This window comes from Motiliproteus sp. SC1-56 (genome assembly GCF_017309075.1).
Classification (GTDB): Bacteria; Pseudomonadota; Gammaproteobacteria; order Pseudomonadales; family Balneatricaceae; genus Motiliproteus.
This window is the reverse complement of the sequence record NZ_JAEMGS010000006.1, coordinates 190,727-206,885: the sequence shown is the minus strand read 5'-3', so window position 1 is coordinate 206,885 and position 16,159 is coordinate 190,727. Positions and strand designations below refer to the sequence as shown.

Below are 16,159 nucleotides of genomic sequence, written 5' to 3'. Positions count from 1 at the left end.
TGGATAAAGCAACAACCGGGCCGGATTTCCTTAGAGTCTCCAATTTCTATTTATACCGTTATCTTTTTCGCCTTGGTACGCCAGAGGGGCGGGGGTTGGTGCCATACTGAAGCCTGCGGGATATGGCGGTGCAGCGCGGCCGCCTGGCAAGCACCTTAACTTCGAGGGAGGCCTCTATGTTCAGCGGCTTTCGTCCCCGCCCGGACGGGCAGGGAATTCTCTACCTGCACAATGAGCAGCGCCCTCCGGGGCGGGGAGACTGGGTTTTGTTAAAGGACGATGTGGGGGATGCCTTCTGGGTCGAGGTCTTACACTCTGACCGGGAGGCCCCCCGGAAGCAGTTTGAGGGGGTGGTGCGGGGGCTGGATTCACGCCTGGGCATCGCCACCCGCCCCCTGGCCCACCTGGGGCTGGAGGCGGGCGACCGGGTGCAGTTCGAGCAGTGGCAGGTGCATGCCTGTGCGCCGGAGAAACCGGCCTTTGTCGTCGAGCACTTCCACCGCAGTCACCTGGGGCCGGCCGAGGGGATGCGGCTCTGACTCAGGCCGGGTAGAGCGCCACCGGCAGCTCAAAATGGGGGCCATCGAGAAACGCCCGGCAACCGGCCTGGCGCCGACGGGCGGCGTAGTCGGTGGCTAGGTCTTCCGGGCAGTCGACACACTCGGTGAGGGTCTGGTCCCAGGCCCCGCCCCAGCGTATCGGAATTGAAAGCTCCTGGGCGGCCAAGCGCATCGCGTCCGCGACCAGGTACAGGGGCTCCCACTCCCAGCGCAGCTTGCCGTTGATATAGGGCACCAGGTCGACGGCGTGGCCGCTGAGGTGACGCGAGCTCAGGGTCTTGCTGGCACCCCGCTCCACCAACCGCTGTTGCTCGGCGAGGGTGCGAAGCCCGTCGTGGACGGAGAAGTCCTGCGGGGTCAGTTCAATGGCCCGCTTGGTCACCGCCACCAGGTCCGCGTGGACCCCTTCCAGTTCCCGCAGTGAGCGTTTGCCCAGTCGGTATTTGGCCATTTTGGTTCCTCCCTGATTATCAGAGTCGCTCGACCGTGACTTTCAGTTTGCCCATGTTGTTGCCGTAAAAACGCATCAAGTCATTGGCGAAAAGGCAGAGTTCGCCGGTTTCCGGCGCTTCCAGGGTGGTGCCCCGGCCGATGGGAAACAGGTGCTCATCCTTATCGCCAATGGCGCCGATCAGGCAGAACCAGTTGGCCTGCGGACAGCGGCGAAAAGGTTCGGTCATTCGAATCGGCAGCTCCTGAAGGCCCAGCTCCACCCCTTCCCGGTTCCACCCTTCCGGGCCGCAGGTGATTCCGCCGTCCCGCCACTGCTGATCGCCGATGACCGAAAAGCGGTAACGTTCCCCTTTGATCAGGTGCAGGCCGCTGTGGTTGTAGGGCTTGTGGGCGAATACGTGGGTGATCAGGGGAGCACCCGCCACGGGAATCTGCATGCTCTGGAAACGGTTTTCCCGGTGTACGGCGTAGCCGGTGAACTCCTTTCTTTCGTCGTTTTCATAGAGAATCTGGTGGGGCTTGCGCTTGAGGGAGCGGGGCAGGTAGTTCCGGTCCCGGGCGATGCGGGCTGCCACGGAGTGAAACACCAGGGGCGGCTGGTCACAGAGCTGGTCATCTTGGATGGTGCACAGGCGCCGGTCGGTGAGGGTGAGCCATTCCATCACTGCGCTGCGCGATTGCTCGTGGTTCTTGCCGAAGGGGTCCGGGTCGATCTGCAGATCGTCGGGCTCCACCCTGTAGCCAGCATCGCGGTCGGTCAGGTTGGCGTAGTCGATCTGGGCCGGGGAGCGCAGCTCCACCCGCCAGGCTTCGCCGATCCGCTCGGGCAGCTCTTCGAGCCAGTCGAGCATAAAGCGCAGCACCAGATCCGCCAGCCCGTCGAAATAGTAGCCGCCCCCCACGTCGGCGTGGGCACCGGCAAACCAGACTTCGGTGATCTTTTCCTCGGCGTTCATCAGGGTCGGCTGAAACGCCTTGCGTTTGTCGTCCAGCGAAACCATGTGCAGCGCTCTGACCACCCGGGGTGGCAGGGTATGACCATGCTCGAACACCACCTCGGTTTCCGGGCGCTCTTCGGGGCTCAGGTTGGGCAGCCCGATGGAGGCCACGGTATCGAAAACCGCCTCCACCATATCATCCCCTAGCAAGGTATCGTTGATCAGGGCAGCAAAGCGGCGCGCCAGGGCGGCGCCGCGGCTGAACCCGGTGAGCAGGAGCTTGTCCCCTTCGTGGTAGTAAAATTTGAAGTCCTCCAACGCGGTCCGCAGGATCCTGGCCACGTCCCAGCACTCACCCGCCAGGCCCGCGTTGAACATGCGCTGGAAACAGTTGCCGTAAGTACCGACTCCGTTGTAGTAGAGGCTGATCTGGCGCTGGACAACGGGTGGTTTATCGCAACGCAGGTTGCCGCCAGCCAGCAGGTGGAACTTGAGGACGTTGGTGATATTGTCGTCGTCGATCGCCCCGCGGCGGTCACGGCTTTGCACGGCGTCGCTGGGATCGTTGCAGGTGCCGTCGAAGTTGAAGATGATCAGTTTGCCCATGAGGTCGCTCCCTAGCCCGGGGATGAAGAAGCGGCGCCCGACCTGATGGACTGGCGGGCACCCCAAGCGCAGGGACCTCAGCCTTTGGATGCTTCCTGCTTACCCAAAGTTAGCCAAAGGCCGGTGGAGCGACCACCCAGTTTGTATGCCGAGCGCGTGCCGCGCCGCCCCCGGGCGCGGCGACAGGCCCTTGCCGCGGTTGGCGGACGGGGGGATACTTGAGTGCAATTAACGAGTTAGCAAGGTCACGGGAGAGAACACGAGGATGGAAGAGGCGGTAGGGCTGGACTTTGAAACCCTGGTGGCATTTTTTGATCAGCTGTTGCTGAAGGTCGTGCACTGGGCCAGCAGCCCCCAGTTTTACGCCCAGGCGGGGCTGGTGTTGCTGGCGATCATTCTTGCCTGGACGCTGGCCAGCACCATTCGCCGTCACTCTTCCCTGCTGCGGGAGCCGCCGGCGCCGGGGGGGCTACAGGGGCTGCGAACGCGAATATACCAGACCCGTGACCTGATCTTTCCCCTGCTGCTGATCCTGATGCTGGCGATGGCCAGCGATTTCAGCAACCTGCTGGTACAACAGAGCTGGCTGGTTCAGCTCGGGCAGGGCGGGGCGGTGGTCTTCATGCTGTATACCTTGCTTGGTCAGCTGATCCGCCATCGCCTGGCCCGCAGTGCGGTGCGCTGGGTGGCGATACCGGTCGCTGTGCTGCATATCTTTGGCTGGCTGGACGATGTTACCGCCTACCTCGACAGCCTCGCCCTGGAGGTGGGTAATATCAAGCTGTCGGCCTACGGCGTGGTGCGGGTGCTGATTTTCGGCTCCCTGCTGTTCTGGCTGGGGCGGGTATCGAGCAGCGCCGGGCAGCGGTTGATCCGCAGCCAGGAAGACCTGGACCTGGGGACCCGGGAGGTGTTCGCCAAGCTGTTCCAGGTGGTGCTGTTCGTGGTGGTCTTCATCCTGCTGTTGCAGCTGTTGGGGATCAACCTTACCGCCTTGGCCGTGTTTGGTGGCGCCCTGGGGGTCGGCTTGGGGTTTGGTCTGCAGTCCATCGCCTCCAACTTCATCTCCGGGGTGATTCTGCTGCTTGAGCGCTCGCTGACGGTGGGGGATTTTATTGAGCTGGAGGATGGGCGGGCCGGTACCATCCGCGAGCTGAACATGCGCTCCACCACCCTTGAGACCTTTGACGGCAAGGACATCATGGTCCCCAACGAGACCTTTGTGACCACCGCCTTTACCAACTGGACCCACAAGAACAAGAAGCAGCGCTATTCGCTGGAATTCCAGGTGGCTTACAAAACCGATCTGGAACTGTTGTTTGGCCTGGTGCGCGACGTGGTGGCAAGCCACCCCAGTGTGCTCAGCGGTGAAGCGGCTTCGCCGGAGGAGCGTCCCGACGCCGAGATCGCCAGCTTCGGCGATTCGGGGGTCAATATTCTGGTGGAGTTCTGGATGGAGGGGATCGACGATGGCCGCAACCGGGTCGGCGCCGACTTGTTGCTGATGATCTGGTACGCACTGAAAGAGCATGACATCGAGATTCCCTTTCCCCAGCGTGAAATCAAGGTGGTGGACGCGGGCGGTCAGGGCGGCTAGGGGCGTTAGCCTAGCGGCGTCTTCGGCCGCGGCGTGGCTGCTACTGGCTCAATCAGCTCTTGCCTTTGGCTCTTTGGCCCCCGTGATGGGTTCTTCACCGGACTCTTCCATTTGCGCTTCAAAGGCGCTGAACTCGATGAGGTCGATATCGCCGCTTGCGTCCAAGTCCACTTGATCCCAGTGCTTGCGGATGTCGTGATGCTGCTCGACCTCGAGGGTCGTGAGGCGGCCATTGCCATCCAGGTCGAGGCGGTCAAAGCGTTCATAGCGGTCCTCCGCCAGCGCCGTTGCGCTAAGCAGTGAAGCGGCGAACGCCCCGAGCCAGAAAGGGGCAAGCATCCGTTGCATGGTGATCTCCTTTGAGGGTGAAACTGACGGGTTAAAGAGTATAGAAGCCGGCCCGGGAGTCGGCACGGACGCGCCGGGAAAGCGCTGTGCTACAAGTTGTCGAGGCACCAGCGGGAAGCCCGGGCCTGCAGGCTGGCGCTGCTGTTCAGTCCCAGCTTGGTTCTGATGCGGTGGCGGTAACTGTTGACGCTATGAACGCTGATGCTGAGGTTGGCGGCGATCTCCTCCAGGGCAACCCCTTCACCCAGCCAGCGAAAGACTTCCAGCTCACGGTTGGAAAGGTCGGCCAGGGGTGCGCCTTCTCCCTCATCCTGCCCGTAACTGCTTCGCAAAAATGCGTGTGTGGCGGCCCGGCTCAGGTAGCGCTCGTGGTTGAGCACGCTGTTGAGTGCGGCCAGCAGCTCCTCGGCGGGGCTGGCTTTGCCGATGTAGCCCAGGGCCCCGATGCGCAGAACCCGCGCGGCGTAAACGGCTTCGGGCGCGTTGGACCAGACCAGAATCGGGATCGACCGGCGGCGTGCTTTCAGGCGCTTGATCAGGTCAAAACAGCTTCCGTCGCGCAGCGCCGCCTCCAGCACCACTAGGTCAGGAGGCGCCCGGTCAAAGCTTTCCAGGGCTTCGGGCACGCCGGCGGCTTCTGCGTCGATCTCGAACCCGGGGGCGGTATTGACCAGCCAGCGAAGTCCCAGGCGCACCACGGGCTGAGGGTCGACCACCAGAATTCGGCGGGGCTTGGCGTCCATGCGTTATTTGATTCCTTGTCCCGATACTCAAGGTAATAGTGCCCGTTGAACCTCTCCGCAACAACCAGCTGCTGTCGGGAAATGCTTGGCGTTCGCGCGTCAAACAGCGCGCTGTGCCATCCCATCACGACGGACGCCGGGCGCCGGCGGCTTCCCACCGTTTGCCAGAATGCAGTCCTAACTTCTTGTTCATAGAGCGGATATTAGCCTTTTTGTTATTGGTATAAGCATATAGCCTCGGCTACTATCCTATGGCCCCTGTTTTTCTAAGGCATTAGTGCGTTCAGGCGCGGCAGCGGTCTGATGCTGTGGCCGATTGAATGTGGAAACCAAAAGGTAAAGGGAAGTTGAATATGCAAAAAATAATGAAAGCCGCTGTTGCAACCGTTTTTGTAGGTGTTTCATTAAACGCCGCTGCCGGATCGATCACTGGCGGGGATGTCTATTACAGCACCGGACACTATCTCGAAGGTGAGGTTATCCCCAAGGGGTATGACATCTTCGGGTACAACTACCAGGCGCACCGTTTTTCGGGTTCATACTACAATGCCTACGCCGGACGTAAGGGCCACGCCTGTCCTCCCTATGAGGGCGACGACGAGGCTCACCTGAGCGTCTGTCCGCAGGCGGAGACTCACTGGGCCTGGCCTTACCGGAACATCGATATTTCCATGAAGTGGAACGACGCCTGGCTCAGCAACAAGGACGCAGACTGGGACGGGCAGCTTGACCGCCACAGTGGCCTGCCGAGCTACATCGGTTCCGGCGCCTGGGAGATCTACTCCGAGAACTACATCGATGAAAACGGCAAGATGACGTTCTCTCAAACCAAGATCGTCGCGGCACCGGAAGGGGCCTACAAAGACGAAAACAAGGTCTGGTTTGACGCTAACGGTCAGGAGCTGGGTCCGGACATCTGGGGGCAGTTCATCATCGTCCAGGAGACTAGCAGCCGCGGCGGGGTCCCCTTCATCTCTCCCAACGGGGCCGGCTTGGGCAAGTACTGAAGCCCGGGCGGTAACCGCCTGCCTGAGTCACGCGATCAGCCTGCGCGATGACCGGCAGGGGGCGTAATACAAAAAAGGACGGCCCGGGCCGTCCTTTTTTGTGTGCTTGTAACACCTCCGGCAGGTCCCGTCAGGGCATGCAGACGTTGTCCTTGCAGTAACGTTGCACGTCGGCGGCGGTGAGGGCACTCATGTTGAAGATACCCCGGGGCGAGACCGAGGGAATCACGATGTGTGCCGGCTTGCTGATGCCGTTGAGGAAGGGGCCGATCAGCAGCGCGTCGGTCAACGAGCGGATCAGCCCCAGGGCGATGTTGGCCGCATCCAGGTTGGGCATGATCAGCAGGTTGGCGCTGCCGGAGAGGTTGGCCCCGGGCAGGATGCGCTGGCGCAACGCCTCGTTCATGGCGGTGTAGGCGTGCATCTCGCCGTCGATCTGAACGCCCGGGTGGCGTTCGCGCAGGGTGGCGGCCGCGGCCCGTACCTTCTTCGCCTGGTCGGTGCGGGCGGAGCCGAAGTTGGAGTGCGAGAGCAGCGCCACCTTGGGCTCGACCCCGAAGTTCTTGACGAAGTCGATGCTGGATTCGGTGATCGAGACCAGCTCGTCGGTGGTGGGGTCCACGTTGAGGAACGCATCGGCCAGGAACAGCGGGCCGGTGGGCAGCAGCAGGGTGCAGACCGAGGAGACGTGGCCGTTGCCGTTGGTCCCCAGCACCTCGAGGATATGGCGGAAGTGGTGCTCGAAGCGGTTGACCTTGCCGCAGATCATGCCGTGGACTTCACCCATGTCCACCATGGTCGCGGCCAGCGCCGTCGGGTTCTGGCGCATCTGCGAGCGGGCTGCTTCCACGGTAATGCCCTTGCGCCCCACCTTGTCGTGGTAGTGCTGCCAGTAGCGGTCGTGGCGGTCGCAGTCGCGGGGGTCGAACACCAGCACATCCTCGCCCAGGTTAAAGCGCAGCCCCAGGCGCTCCATGGCCTCGTCGACAATCTCCTGGCGGGCGATCAAAAGCGGCTGAGCCACGCCTTCGTCGACAATCGCCTGCATGGACATGAGCACGTCGTCGTTCTCGCCTTCGGCGAAGACCAGGCGCCGCTTGGGCCCCTGCTTGGCGGTCTCGATCACCGGCTGCATGAAAAGGCCGGCGCGGTTGACGAATTCGTGCAGGGACTGGCGGTAGGCTTCAAGGTCTTCGATGGGCCGGGTGGCGACACCACTGGCCATGGCGGCTTCCACCACCGCCACCGGCACCTCCTCGATCAGGCGCGGGTCAAAGGGCTTGGGAATCAGGTAGTCGGGACCGAAGGTGAGGTCCTCCCCGGCGTAGGCCTCGGTGACCACGTCGGTGGCCTGCTTCATCGCCAGGTCCGCGATGGCTTTCACCGCTGCCTGCTTCATCGCCTCGTTGATGGTGGTGGCGCCGCAGTCCAGGGCGCCCCGGAAGATGAAGGGGAAGCAGAGGACGTTGTTGACCTGGTTGGGGTAGTCGGAGCGGCCGGTGGCGAGGATCGCATCGGGGCGCACCTCCTTCGCGAGCTCCGGCATGATCTCGGGGGTGGGGTTGGCCATGGCCAGGATCAGCGGCTTGTCGGCCATCGTCTTGACCATCTCCTGGGTCAGCACGCCGGGACCGGACAGCCCCATGAAGAGGTCGGCGCCCTTGATGGCATCCTCCAGGGTGCGATCGGCGGTATCTCGGGCGTACTTCTCTTTCCAGGGGTTCATGCCTCCTTCGCGTCCCTGGTAAATGACGCCGCTGCGGTCGATCAGGGTCACGTGCTCTTTTTTCAGGCCCATGCTGACCAGCAGGTCGACGCAGGCAATGCTGGCGGCGCCGGAGCCGGAGACCACGCACTTGATCTCTTCGATCTGCTTTTCGACCACCCGCAGTCCGTTGTAGACCGCGGCGGCGGCGACGATGGCGGTACCGTGCTGGTCATCGTGGAAAACCGGGATGTTCATCCGCTCGCGGCACTTGGCCTCGACGATAAAACACTCCGGCGCCTTGATGTCCTCAAGGTTGATACCGCCGAAGGTGGGCTCCAGGGCGCAGATGATGTCCACCAGTTTGTCGACGTCGTTCTCGTTGACCTCGATGTCAAAGACGTCGATGTTGGCGAACTTCTTGAACAGCACCGCCTTGCCTTCCATTACCGGCTTGGAGGCCAGGGGCCCGATGTTGCCCAGACCCAGCACCGCGGTGCCGTTGGAAATTACCCCCACCAAGTTGCCGCGGGCGGTCATGCGTGCGGCTTCGTTGGCGTCCTCGACGATGGCCTCGCAGGCGTAGGCGACTCCGGGGGAGTAGGCGCGGGAGAGGTCACGCTTGTTGGAGAGGGGCTTGGTGGGCTGGATGGCCAGCTTTCCGGGGACCGGATCGGTATGGTAGCGCAGGGCGCTTTCCTTGAAGTTGTCGGACATCGTGCGGGTATCCTTCTAGACTTTGCGAGTCGTTGAACGCGGCGACCGGGGTGCCGCGGATTATGGTTATCCTTGATTGGCGACCGGATGGCGTCTTACCTGACTCCGATGATAAGGCATAGCGGGTAGAAGTATAGGGGGCAAGCGTGTTTCCGAGGCTGCGCGGCGCGTGCATCCGCTCGGTCCTCGGGAACGAGGCTGTTTTCCGAGGGTGAAACCGCTATGATCGACCCCTTTTCCAGAACAGCAAAAGGGCGAGGGCGTATGCAACTGTTTATCTACGTGGACGAGAGCGAAATCGAGCCTGAGGTGAGGGCACAAAGGCTGGCACCGGTAGCCGCCGCCCTCGCCGCCTGGAGTGAGGAGCAGGGGGCTGATTATGTCCCGGTGGACGAGCCGCACGAGCCGCGCCTGGGTCTGCACATGCACGTCAAGCGCAAAGGGGAGCTCAAAGCGCCGCTGGCATTTCTCTATGGCCTGGCCCGGGAGCACAAGCTGGAATGGGCGCTGGGAGTGATCGACGAACAGAGCGGTGAGCGCGAGGAAGTGTGTTATTTCGGGCTTGAGGAAGGCCGCCCCGACGCCTTTGAAGTGGGTAACTACGTCGGGCTCTGATCCGGTTCGCGCAGACCGAACACTTGCAGGGGCGCTTCCATCCCCGCCACCGGGAACTCGCCCACATAGCCCAGCCGGTTACCTACCTGGCGGGCAAAGGGGGCGGAGGCCAGCAGCTCCCTGCCGGTGACCTTGGTCAGGGTTTCGATGCGCGCCGCGCGGTTGACGGCGCGCCCCATGACCGTAAAGTCGAGCCTGTCACGGGCACCGACATTGCCGTAGACGACTTCCCCCACATCCAGCCCCAGCCCGTAGTGTACCTCGGGCAAGCCTTTGCCCTGCAGCTCCTGGTTGACCGCGGCCATGGCGCGTCGAGCCTTGGTGGCGGCGCGCAGGGCGGCGTTGCAGGCCGCCTGCAGTGACGGGCCGGGCGCGGCGGCAAACACCACCAGCAGAGCATCGCCGATAAACCGCAGCACCTCGCCCCCCTCGGCTCTTACCGCATCACTGATTACTTCGAAATGCCGGTTCAGCAGCTCCAGCAGCTGTTCCAGGGGTAGGGTTTCGGTGATGCCGGTGGAATTACGCATGTCGCTGTACCAGATGGCGGCCTGGATCCGCTCACCGTCACCCCGACGTACCTGGCCATCGAAGACCCGTTGCCCGCTGCGAGGCCCCAGGTAGGTGTCCAACAGGGAGCGTGTAGTTGCGGTGAGGGCGTGTACCTCCAGTACCGGGGCCAGGGCGTGGGCGATGCGTTGCAGCTTCTCGACGTCTGCGTCGTTAAACCCCCCGGGGGCTCGGCTGCTGAGAATCCAGGGGCCGGGGACCGGGTCCTGGTTGAAGCGCAGGGCCAGTGCCAGGTAATCGGTGGTGCCCCGGGCACGCAGCACTTCAAGGCTTTGGTGCTGGGACCCGGGGGGCGTCTGCGCGAGACGACAGCGATAAGGGCGTGCGCTTCGGTGCACGGCTTCGATGGGGCTGCCCAGGTAATCGGGGGAATCCAGGATGCTATGGGGTGGGTTGAAAACCTCCACCGCGTCGCGATCCTGCCACCAGGTAAATGCCCGACCCACGACCAGAGGGTTGAGGGTGCGCAGGCTGACCCGTACCCGATCAACCGGCAGCCCCGCTTCCAGCAGCCGCCTGCCGAGCGCGGCGGTGAGCGTGGCGGCATCCGGAAGCAGGCGGCCTTCGCGCAGCAGCCAGGCTATCACGGCGTCGGCAGATCCTAAGTGGGCTGATGGCGGAGTGGTCATGGCTGGGCTCCAGCTGGGGAGGGTGACTGCAGTTCAGCGTAACTGCCCCTCGAGGTCAATGCCCGGTGGCAGTGCGGCGAGCCTTGCGGGCTGAATGTTCGACTGGCTTCTGGCCCCGTCGTTTGCGGGTAGTCGGTTTGCACCCCCCGCGTCGGGGGCGCAAGCGACCCTTGGGTGGCCTTTCCGCCTTGACTCCCTCCAGCGCACGCGGTAGCTGGCGGGTGGTTTCGGCTACCAGCCGTGCCACCCCCTCGGTCAGGGGCTGCATGAAGGCGGCGTAGCTGCTGCGGCGCTCGCTGATGCCGGCCAGCTGGGACTCCCAACGCGCTGTCATGTCGGGGCGCACCAGCTCCTCGGGTAGGCTGTCTACGAGCCCTTGACCGGCAGCGGTGGCGCGGATGGCCTTGCCTTCGCGGCGCAGGAAACCGCGCTTGAACAGGAGCTCGACAATGCCGGCCCGGGTCGCCTCCGTGCCCAGGCCGTCGGTCTCTTTGAGAATACGGCGCACCTCGGGATCCCTGACGAAGCGGGCGATGCCGGTCATGGCCGCCATCAGGGTGGCGTCGGTAAAGGCCTTGGGGGACTGGGTCTGTTTCTCCAGCAGCTCGCCTTCACGGCAAAGGTGCTCGTCGCCTTCGGCCAGGGGCGGTAGGGCGTTGGATTCGGATTCACCGGTATCGCCGTCAGCATCTTTTTGCCGATCCCGCTCGAACAGCGCTTTCCAGCCTGTCTCCAGGATACGGCGGGCGCGGGCCTGAAACAGGCCACCGGTGATCTCCAGGTCCACCTTGGTTTCGAGATAGCGCTGGGCGGGGTAAAACTGGGCCAGATACTGGCGCGCCACCAGCCGGTAAACCTGCGCTTCCCTATTACTTAAACTAATCTGCTGAACCGGTCGGCTGGTGGGAATAATGGCATGGTGAGCGCCGACCCGGCTGTCGTTCCAGGCCTGGCTGCGCAGCTGGAAGTCGGCCCCTTGCCTCGCCCGGTCGAGACCCTCGCTAAAGCCTGCAAGCGCTGCCGCCACCTGGGGGGCGTGAGCGTGTTGCTCGGCAGGCAGATAGCGGCAGTCGGAGCGAGGGTAGGTGATCAGCTTGTGGCGCTCGTAAAGCGCCTGGCAGGTATCGAGCACCTGCTGGGCGCTGAGTCCGTGAAGGCGGGCGGCGTCGATCTGCAGGGCGGAGAGGTTGTAGGGCAGGGGGGGCGCCCGGCGCCGCGTTTTCTCCTCCACCTTAAGCACTCGGGCCGGCTGGCCCTGGATCCGTCGGACCACGTGCTCGGCCAGGGGCCGTGAGAGCACTCGCCCCTCCTCATCCATGTGCGGGCGGCAGGCTTCGCTGGGGCGCCAGTCGGCCGTGAAACGGTCGCCGCCGGCGGTCTCCAGATGGGCGCGCACGGCGTAGAAAGGGCGGCTGACGAAGTGTTCGATCTCGCGGTCGCGATTGACCACCAGCCCCAGTACCGGGGTCTGGACGCGACCGACCGAAAGCACACCCCGGTAGCCGACCCGCTGTCCCTGTAGAGTGCAGGCCCGTGTCAGGTTGATCCCCACCAGCCAGTCGGCCCGGGCGCGGGCCAGGGCAGAAGTGGACAGGGGCACGAACTCGCGATTGGGGCGCAGGTTCTGCAGGGCACGGCGCACCGCCGCCGGGGTGAGGTCGCTGATCAGGCAGCGCTGCGTGCCGGCCCGCTTGGCGGCGGGAACACCCAGGTAGTCGATGACTTCGTCGATCAACAGCTGCCCTTCGCGATCCGGGTCGCCGGCGTGAACCAAGGTGTCAGCCTGTTTAACCAGCCGCCGGATGACGGCGAGCTGGCTGCGCACCTTGGCTCGCGGCGTCAACTGCCAACGCTCGGGGACGATGGGCAGGGCCTCGAGCCCCCAGCGCTTGAACGCGGGATCGTAGGCGTGGGGCTCCGCCTGCTCCAGCAGGTGACCGATGCACCAGGTCACACAGTCGCCGTTGCCCAGGTGGATGCAGCCCTGCTCCTTACGCTGGGGCTTGGGCAGCACCGCGGCGATGGCGCGTCCTAGACTGGGTTTTTCGGCGATGTAGAGTTTCATCGGTCGGTTTCCCGAAGCGGGCGGAAACAGGCTTTTTATAGCAAAAGTCCTGTATATGCAAACAGTATGCTAAGAGGGATGGGGGAGGGGGTTGCCGTGGTGTTCACCCTTGGCAGGGGGCCTCTTCCGGTGCTAGCCTTAAGACTCCCGCGCTTCGCGGGGCGTGCGTAAGCACAGGGATGATAAAAAAATAATATATGTAGATCAGCTATCTAGGACGGTTTTCATTGAGCCGCGCCATCCGGTTCAGCGTCCGAGGGCCATACCAATGAGGGATTAGCCATGTACCAAGCCGTTGCCCGGCAGCCAGCCGCCCCCCTTCTCACCCCCAGGGTCCGTGATCAGGACGTTGCTCTGGATATCGACCCCTTGGCACTGCGCGTACGCGTCGAAGGCCGGGAACACCACTTTAACGACCGTATCGCGATGGAAGCTTTTCTGCGCAAGTTCTGGGAGCGCGCCATCCAGGGCTGACGCCGCCCGCTGTCCTCACGAGCCCGCGTCCGCGGGTTCGTAATTTCTCTTGAACTGCGGTATGATTATCGCCCTTTTTTTCGGGCCCGGTGCCCGTTAGTCACCATCGTTTTTTTCCGCGACTCCGTTCGCCCTCAGAGTTCAATTTATGAGTTTTTCCTCCCTCGGCCTGTCCGAGCCCCTTCTGCGTGCCGTAGAAGAAAAAGGTTACAGCCAGCCCTCCCCGATTCAGAGCCAGTCCATCCCCCCGATTCTCGAGGGCAGGGATGTCATGGCCGCGGCCCAGACCGGGACCGGCAAAACCGCCGGTTTTACCCTGCCTTTGCTTCAGCGCCTCGCCTCGGGCACGCCGGTACGTGCCAACCGGGTTCGGGCACTGGTCTTGACCCCCACCCGGGAACTGGCCGCCCAGGTCGGGGAGAGCGCCGTTCACTATGGCAAGTTTCTTCCGCTGAAGTCGACGGTGGTGTTCGGCGGCGTCAAGATCAACCCGCAGATGATGAAGCTGCGTGGCGGTGTCGACCTGCTGGTGGCGACTCCCGGACGGTTGCTGGACCTGCATGGACAGGGGGCGGTGCGCTTCGATGATCTGGAGGTGCTGGTGCTGGACGAAGCGGACCGCATGCTGGACATGGGCTTTATTCACGATATCAAGCGGATACTGAAGCTCCTTCCCAGCAAACGGCAGAACCTGCTGTTCTCGGCCACCTTCTCCGATGAGATTCGCCGCCTGGCCCAGGGGCTGGTTCACGACCCGGTCCTGATTGAGGTGAGCCCGCGTAACAGCACCACCAGCAGTGTGGAGCAGTGGATTCACCCGGTGGACAAAAAGCGCAAGGCCGAGCTGCTCTGCCACCTGATCAAAGACCATAACTGGCACCAGGTGCTGGTTTTCTCTCGCACCAAGCACGGCGCCAACAAACTGGTCCAGAAACTCGAGCGCGAAGGCATTCACGCCATGGCCATCCACGGCAACAAGAGCCAGGGGGCACGTACCCGGGCCTTGGATAACTTCAAGCGCGGCTCGGTGCGGGTGCTGGTGGCCACCGACATCGCCGCTCGCGGCCTGGATATTCAGCAGTTGCCCCAGGTGGTGAACTTCGACCTGCCCAACGTGGCTGAAGATTACGTGCACCGCATCGGGCGTACCGGGCGTGCGGGTGCCACGGGGCAGGCGGTATCGCTGGTGAGCCCCGACGAAAGCAAGCAGCTTAACGGGATCGAGCGGCTGATCAAGCGCAAGATCGATCGCGTGCCCCTGACCCGTTTCCACCCGGAGGCGGAGCTGCCGGAGACTAAAAACGTCGATGCGCCTGTGCGTCGCCGGCGACCGAAAAAGCCGAAAACGGCGCAGAACGCAGCTCGGGATGGGGCGGCTGCTCCGGAGTCCGGCAACAACGTCGCCAGGCCCAAAGCGGCGGCAGCGGTTCGAGGGGCGCGACGGGATAGTGCCGCTCCCCGGGGCCGCGGGCGCCGGCGGCAGGAAAAGCCGGCGCTGCTCCAGGCCCCCGCCCGCTGAGGGTGACTTGCGGCGGCTGCTCACGATGAGCAGCTGACGCTGAGCCCGCTGGCCCAGTCCGGGGCCGGCTCGCACCAGCGGTCGTGCAGGCGGTGCTCCTCGAAGGGGGCCTGCAGGATTTTTAAGAGGGTGTCCAGGGGCGCGTAATCGCCTTCCTGGGCGGCTTCGATCACTTCTTGCGCCAGGTAGTTACGCAGCACGAACTTCGGATTCTCCCTCCCCATGGCTGCGGCCCGCCCTGGATTTGGCTCCAGGGCCAGGCGGGCGGCGTAGCGGTTAAGCCAGTGGTCGATTGCCTCGCGGTCCCCTCGCTCATAGAGCCAGGGGTGGCGCGCCTCGCCGCCGGCGAAGTGGCAGAGGCCGCGCAGGAACCGGTGATAGTCCAGTTGTTGCCTTTCCAGCAGGTTTAACAGCGCGGACAGCAGCTCCCCATCATCCTCACGCTCCCGGGTGAGCCCCAGGCGCCGGCGCATGCGCGCCAGGTAGCCGGCCTGCAGCGTCGATTCGAACTGATCGAGCGCCGCCTGCAGACTGTCCCGCGCAATCAGCGGGGTCAGGGATTGGGCCAGGCAGTAACAGTTCCACAAGGCCATGCGCGGCTGTCGCTCAAAGGCATAGCGACCCTCAGTATCCGAGTGGTTGCAGATGTGGCGGGGATCGTAGCGCTCAAGAAAACCGTACGGGCCGTAGTCGAAGGTCAGGCCCAGAATGGAAAAATTATCCGTGTTCATGACCCCGTGGCAGAACCCCATCGCCTGCCACTGGGCGATCAGCTGCGCGGTGTCGCGCACCACTGTCTCGAACCAATCGCGGTAGGGGGTGCGGCTGGCCTTAAATTGGGGGTAAAAACGGTTGATGCAGTAATCGGCGAGTTGTTGCAGATGGCCAGTCTGGCGCCGCGCGTAGAAATGCTCAAAAGAGCCGAAGCGCAGATGGCTGCGGGCCACCCGGATCATCATGGCCCCCGGCTCCGGGATCTCGCGAATCACCTGGGTATCACTGGCCACCACACAGAGGGCGCGGGTAGTGGCGATTCCCAGGGCATCAACCGCCTCGCAGGCCAGGTATTCGCGGATGACCGAGCGCAACACCGCACGGCCGTCAAATCCCCGGGAGTAGGGGGTGGGACCGGAGCCTTTCAGCTGGAACTCCCAAGGGGTACCCTCCCGGTCGGAAAATTCCCCCAAAAGCATGGCCCGGCCATCCCCCAGGCCCGGATTGAAGCCGCCGAACTGGTGGCCTGAATATGCTGTGGCCAGCGGCTCCACCGGGGCGGGCAGCGGTTTCCGGCCTGCCAGGACGTCGACGAAGGCATCTCCGGAGAAGTCGGTTTCAGTCAACCCGAACCGGTCGCCGAGGCGTGCGTTGAAGTGGGCCAGGCGGGGCGTTTCAAGGGGTTTTGGGTGTACCCGGGCGAAAAAGACCCCCTCGGTCAGTTGCTGGTAGCTGCAGGGTTGGCGCAGCGGGTGGGTAAACACAAGGCGCTTCCAATGGCTGGGGGCAGGTTAATAGTTAAGCAAAACAGTAGGGTATTAACAACCGCCGAATCCTTTGCTTTGGTTGTAAGCCGGTATAGCGTGGGTTATAAGGGGGCAAGCAGCTGTCGGCGCGTG

The 16,159-nt window shown here is 63.5% G+C and carries 14 protein-coding genes; 6 read left to right on the top strand and 8 right to left on the bottom strand.

Annotated features, from left to right (window positions below):
• Positions 1-176 precede the first annotated feature (176 nt).
• On the top strand, positions 177-539 hold the full coding sequence (locus JGZ97_RS08755) for a hypothetical protein (RefSeq protein ID WP_207062237.1): 363 nt from the start codon (positions 177-179) through the stop codon (positions 537-539).
• A gap of 1 nt (position 540) precedes the next feature.
• Here JGZ97_RS08755 and JGZ97_RS08750 read toward each other — a convergent pair whose 3' ends face one another.
• Positions 541-1,011, bottom strand: coding sequence for a M15 family metallopeptidase (locus JGZ97_RS08750; RefSeq protein ID WP_207062236.1), 471 nt, complete (start codon positions 1,009-1,011; stop codon positions 541-543).
• Positions 1,012-1,030: 19 nt separating this feature from the next.
• The gene (locus JGZ97_RS08745; RefSeq protein ID WP_207062235.1) at positions 1,031-2,557 is read right to left on the bottom strand and encodes a DUF2235 domain-containing protein; all 1,527 of its coding nucleotides are present in this window, start codon (positions 2,555-2,557) and stop codon (positions 1,031-1,033) included.
• Between the two features lie 265 nt (positions 2,558-2,822).
• On the opposite strand from JGZ97_RS08745, the gene JGZ97_RS08740 reads away from it, so the two are divergent.
• Positions 2,823-4,154 (top strand): mechanosensitive ion channel family protein, encoded by a 1,332-nt coding sequence (locus tag JGZ97_RS08740; RefSeq protein ID WP_242521628.1) that lies wholly within the window; start codon positions 2,823-2,825, stop codon positions 4,152-4,154.
• A 48-nt stretch (positions 4,155-4,202) separates the two neighbouring features.
• Here JGZ97_RS08740 and JGZ97_RS08735 read toward each other — a convergent pair whose 3' ends face one another.
• Both JGZ97_RS08735 and JGZ97_RS08730 read right to left on the bottom strand, forming a co-directional pair.
• Positions 4,203-4,502 (bottom strand): hypothetical protein, encoded by a 300-nt coding sequence (locus tag JGZ97_RS08735; protein ID WP_207062234.1) that lies wholly within the window; start codon positions 4,500-4,502, stop codon positions 4,203-4,205.
• Between the two features lie 89 nt (positions 4,503-4,591).
• Complete coding sequence (locus JGZ97_RS08730) at positions 4,592-5,245, bottom strand: response regulator transcription factor (protein WP_207062233.1); 654 nt, start codon at positions 5,243-5,245, stop codon at positions 4,592-4,594.
• A gap of 353 nt (positions 5,246-5,598) precedes the next feature.
• On the opposite strand from JGZ97_RS08730, the gene JGZ97_RS08725 reads away from it, so the two are divergent.
• Positions 5,599-6,252, top strand: coding sequence for a hypothetical protein (locus JGZ97_RS08725; RefSeq protein ID WP_207062232.1), 654 nt, complete (start codon positions 5,599-5,601; stop codon positions 6,250-6,252).
• A gap of 130 nt (positions 6,253-6,382) precedes the next feature.
• Here the strand turns inward: JGZ97_RS08725 and JGZ97_RS18480 are convergent, their stop codons facing one another.
• Positions 6,383-8,674, bottom strand: coding sequence for an NADP-dependent malic enzyme (locus JGZ97_RS18480; protein WP_207062231.1), 2,292 nt, complete (start codon positions 8,672-8,674; stop codon positions 6,383-6,385).
• Between the two features lie 264 nt (positions 8,675-8,938).
• Between JGZ97_RS18480 and JGZ97_RS08715 the strand changes: the two genes are divergently transcribed.
• Positions 8,939-9,289, top strand: coding sequence for a hypothetical protein (locus JGZ97_RS08715; protein WP_207062230.1), 351 nt, complete (start codon positions 8,939-8,941; stop codon positions 9,287-9,289).
• Here JGZ97_RS08715 and JGZ97_RS18330 read toward each other — a convergent pair.
• Together JGZ97_RS18330 and JGZ97_RS08705 are read right to left on the bottom strand one after the other, a co-directional pair.
• Entirely contained in the window at positions 9,274-10,446 is a 1,173-nt protein-coding gene (locus tag JGZ97_RS18330) for an adenylate/guanylate cyclase domain-containing protein (protein ID WP_207062229.1), read from the bottom strand. The two genes, JGZ97_RS08715 and JGZ97_RS18330, sit on opposite strands and share 16 nt — an antisense overlap.
• Positions 10,447-10,543: 97 nt before the next feature.
• Entirely contained in the window at positions 10,544-12,553 is a 2,010-nt protein-coding gene (locus JGZ97_RS08705; protein ID WP_207062228.1) for a DNA topoisomerase III, read from the bottom strand.
• Between the two features lie 282 nt (positions 12,554-12,835).
• Between JGZ97_RS08705 and JGZ97_RS08700 the strand changes: the two genes are divergently transcribed.
• Together JGZ97_RS08700 and JGZ97_RS08695 are read left to right on the top strand one after the other, a co-directional pair.
• Complete coding sequence (locus tag JGZ97_RS08700; protein WP_207062227.1) at positions 12,836-13,027, top strand: hypothetical protein; 192 nt, start codon at positions 12,836-12,838, stop codon at positions 13,025-13,027.
• A gap of 148 nt (positions 13,028-13,175) precedes the next feature.
• On the top strand, positions 13,176-14,546 hold the full coding sequence (locus JGZ97_RS08695) for a DEAD/DEAH box helicase (protein ID WP_207062226.1): 1,371 nt from the start codon (positions 13,176-13,178) through the stop codon (positions 14,544-14,546).
• A 20-nt stretch (positions 14,547-14,566) separates the two neighbouring features.
• On the opposite strand, the gene JGZ97_RS08690 is transcribed toward JGZ97_RS08695, so the two are convergent.
• On the bottom strand, positions 14,567-16,024 hold the full coding sequence (locus JGZ97_RS08690) for a protein adenylyltransferase SelO (RefSeq protein ID WP_207062225.1): 1,458 nt from the start codon (positions 16,022-16,024) through the stop codon (positions 14,567-14,569).
• Positions 16,025-16,159: the final 135 nt, after the last annotated feature.

Coding starts and splice junctions, on each gene's coding strand:
- JGZ97_RS08755 (WP_207062237.1), top strand. CDS start 177: ATGTTCAGCGGCTTTCGTCCCCGCCCGGACGGGCAGGGAATTCTCTAC.
- JGZ97_RS08750 (WP_207062236.1), bottom strand. CDS start 1,011: ATGGCCAAATACCGACTGGGCAAACGCTCACTGCGGGAACTGGAAGGG.
- JGZ97_RS08745 (WP_207062235.1), bottom strand. CDS start 2,557: ATGGGCAAACTGATCATCTTCAACTTCGACGGCACCTGCAACGATCCC.
- JGZ97_RS08740 (WP_242521628.1), top strand. CDS start 2,823: ATGGAAGAGGCGGTAGGGCTGGACTTTGAAACCCTGGTGGCATTTTTT.
- JGZ97_RS08735 (WP_207062234.1), bottom strand. CDS start 4,502: ATGCAACGGATGCTTGCCCCTTTCTGGCTCGGGGCGTTCGCCGCTTCA.
- JGZ97_RS08730 (WP_207062233.1), bottom strand. CDS start 5,245: ATGGACGCCAAGCCCCGCCGAATTCTGGTGGTCGACCCTCAGCCCGTG.
- JGZ97_RS08725 (WP_207062232.1), top strand. CDS start 5,599: ATGCAAAAAATAATGAAAGCCGCTGTTGCAACCGTTTTTGTAGGTGTT.
- JGZ97_RS18480 (WP_207062231.1), bottom strand. CDS start 8,674: ATGTCCGACAACTTCAAGGAAAGCGCCCTGCGCTACCATACCGATCCG.
- JGZ97_RS08715 (WP_207062230.1), top strand. CDS start 8,939: ATGCAACTGTTTATCTACGTGGACGAGAGCGAAATCGAGCCTGAGGTG.
- JGZ97_RS08705 (WP_207062228.1), bottom strand. CDS start 12,553: ATGAAACTCTACATCGCCGAAAAACCCAGTCTAGGACGCGCCATCGCC.
- JGZ97_RS08700 (WP_207062227.1), top strand. CDS start 12,836: ATGTACCAAGCCGTTGCCCGGCAGCCAGCCGCCCCCCTTCTCACCCCC.
- JGZ97_RS08695 (WP_207062226.1), top strand. CDS start 13,176: ATGAGTTTTTCCTCCCTCGGCCTGTCCGAGCCCCTTCTGCGTGCCGTA.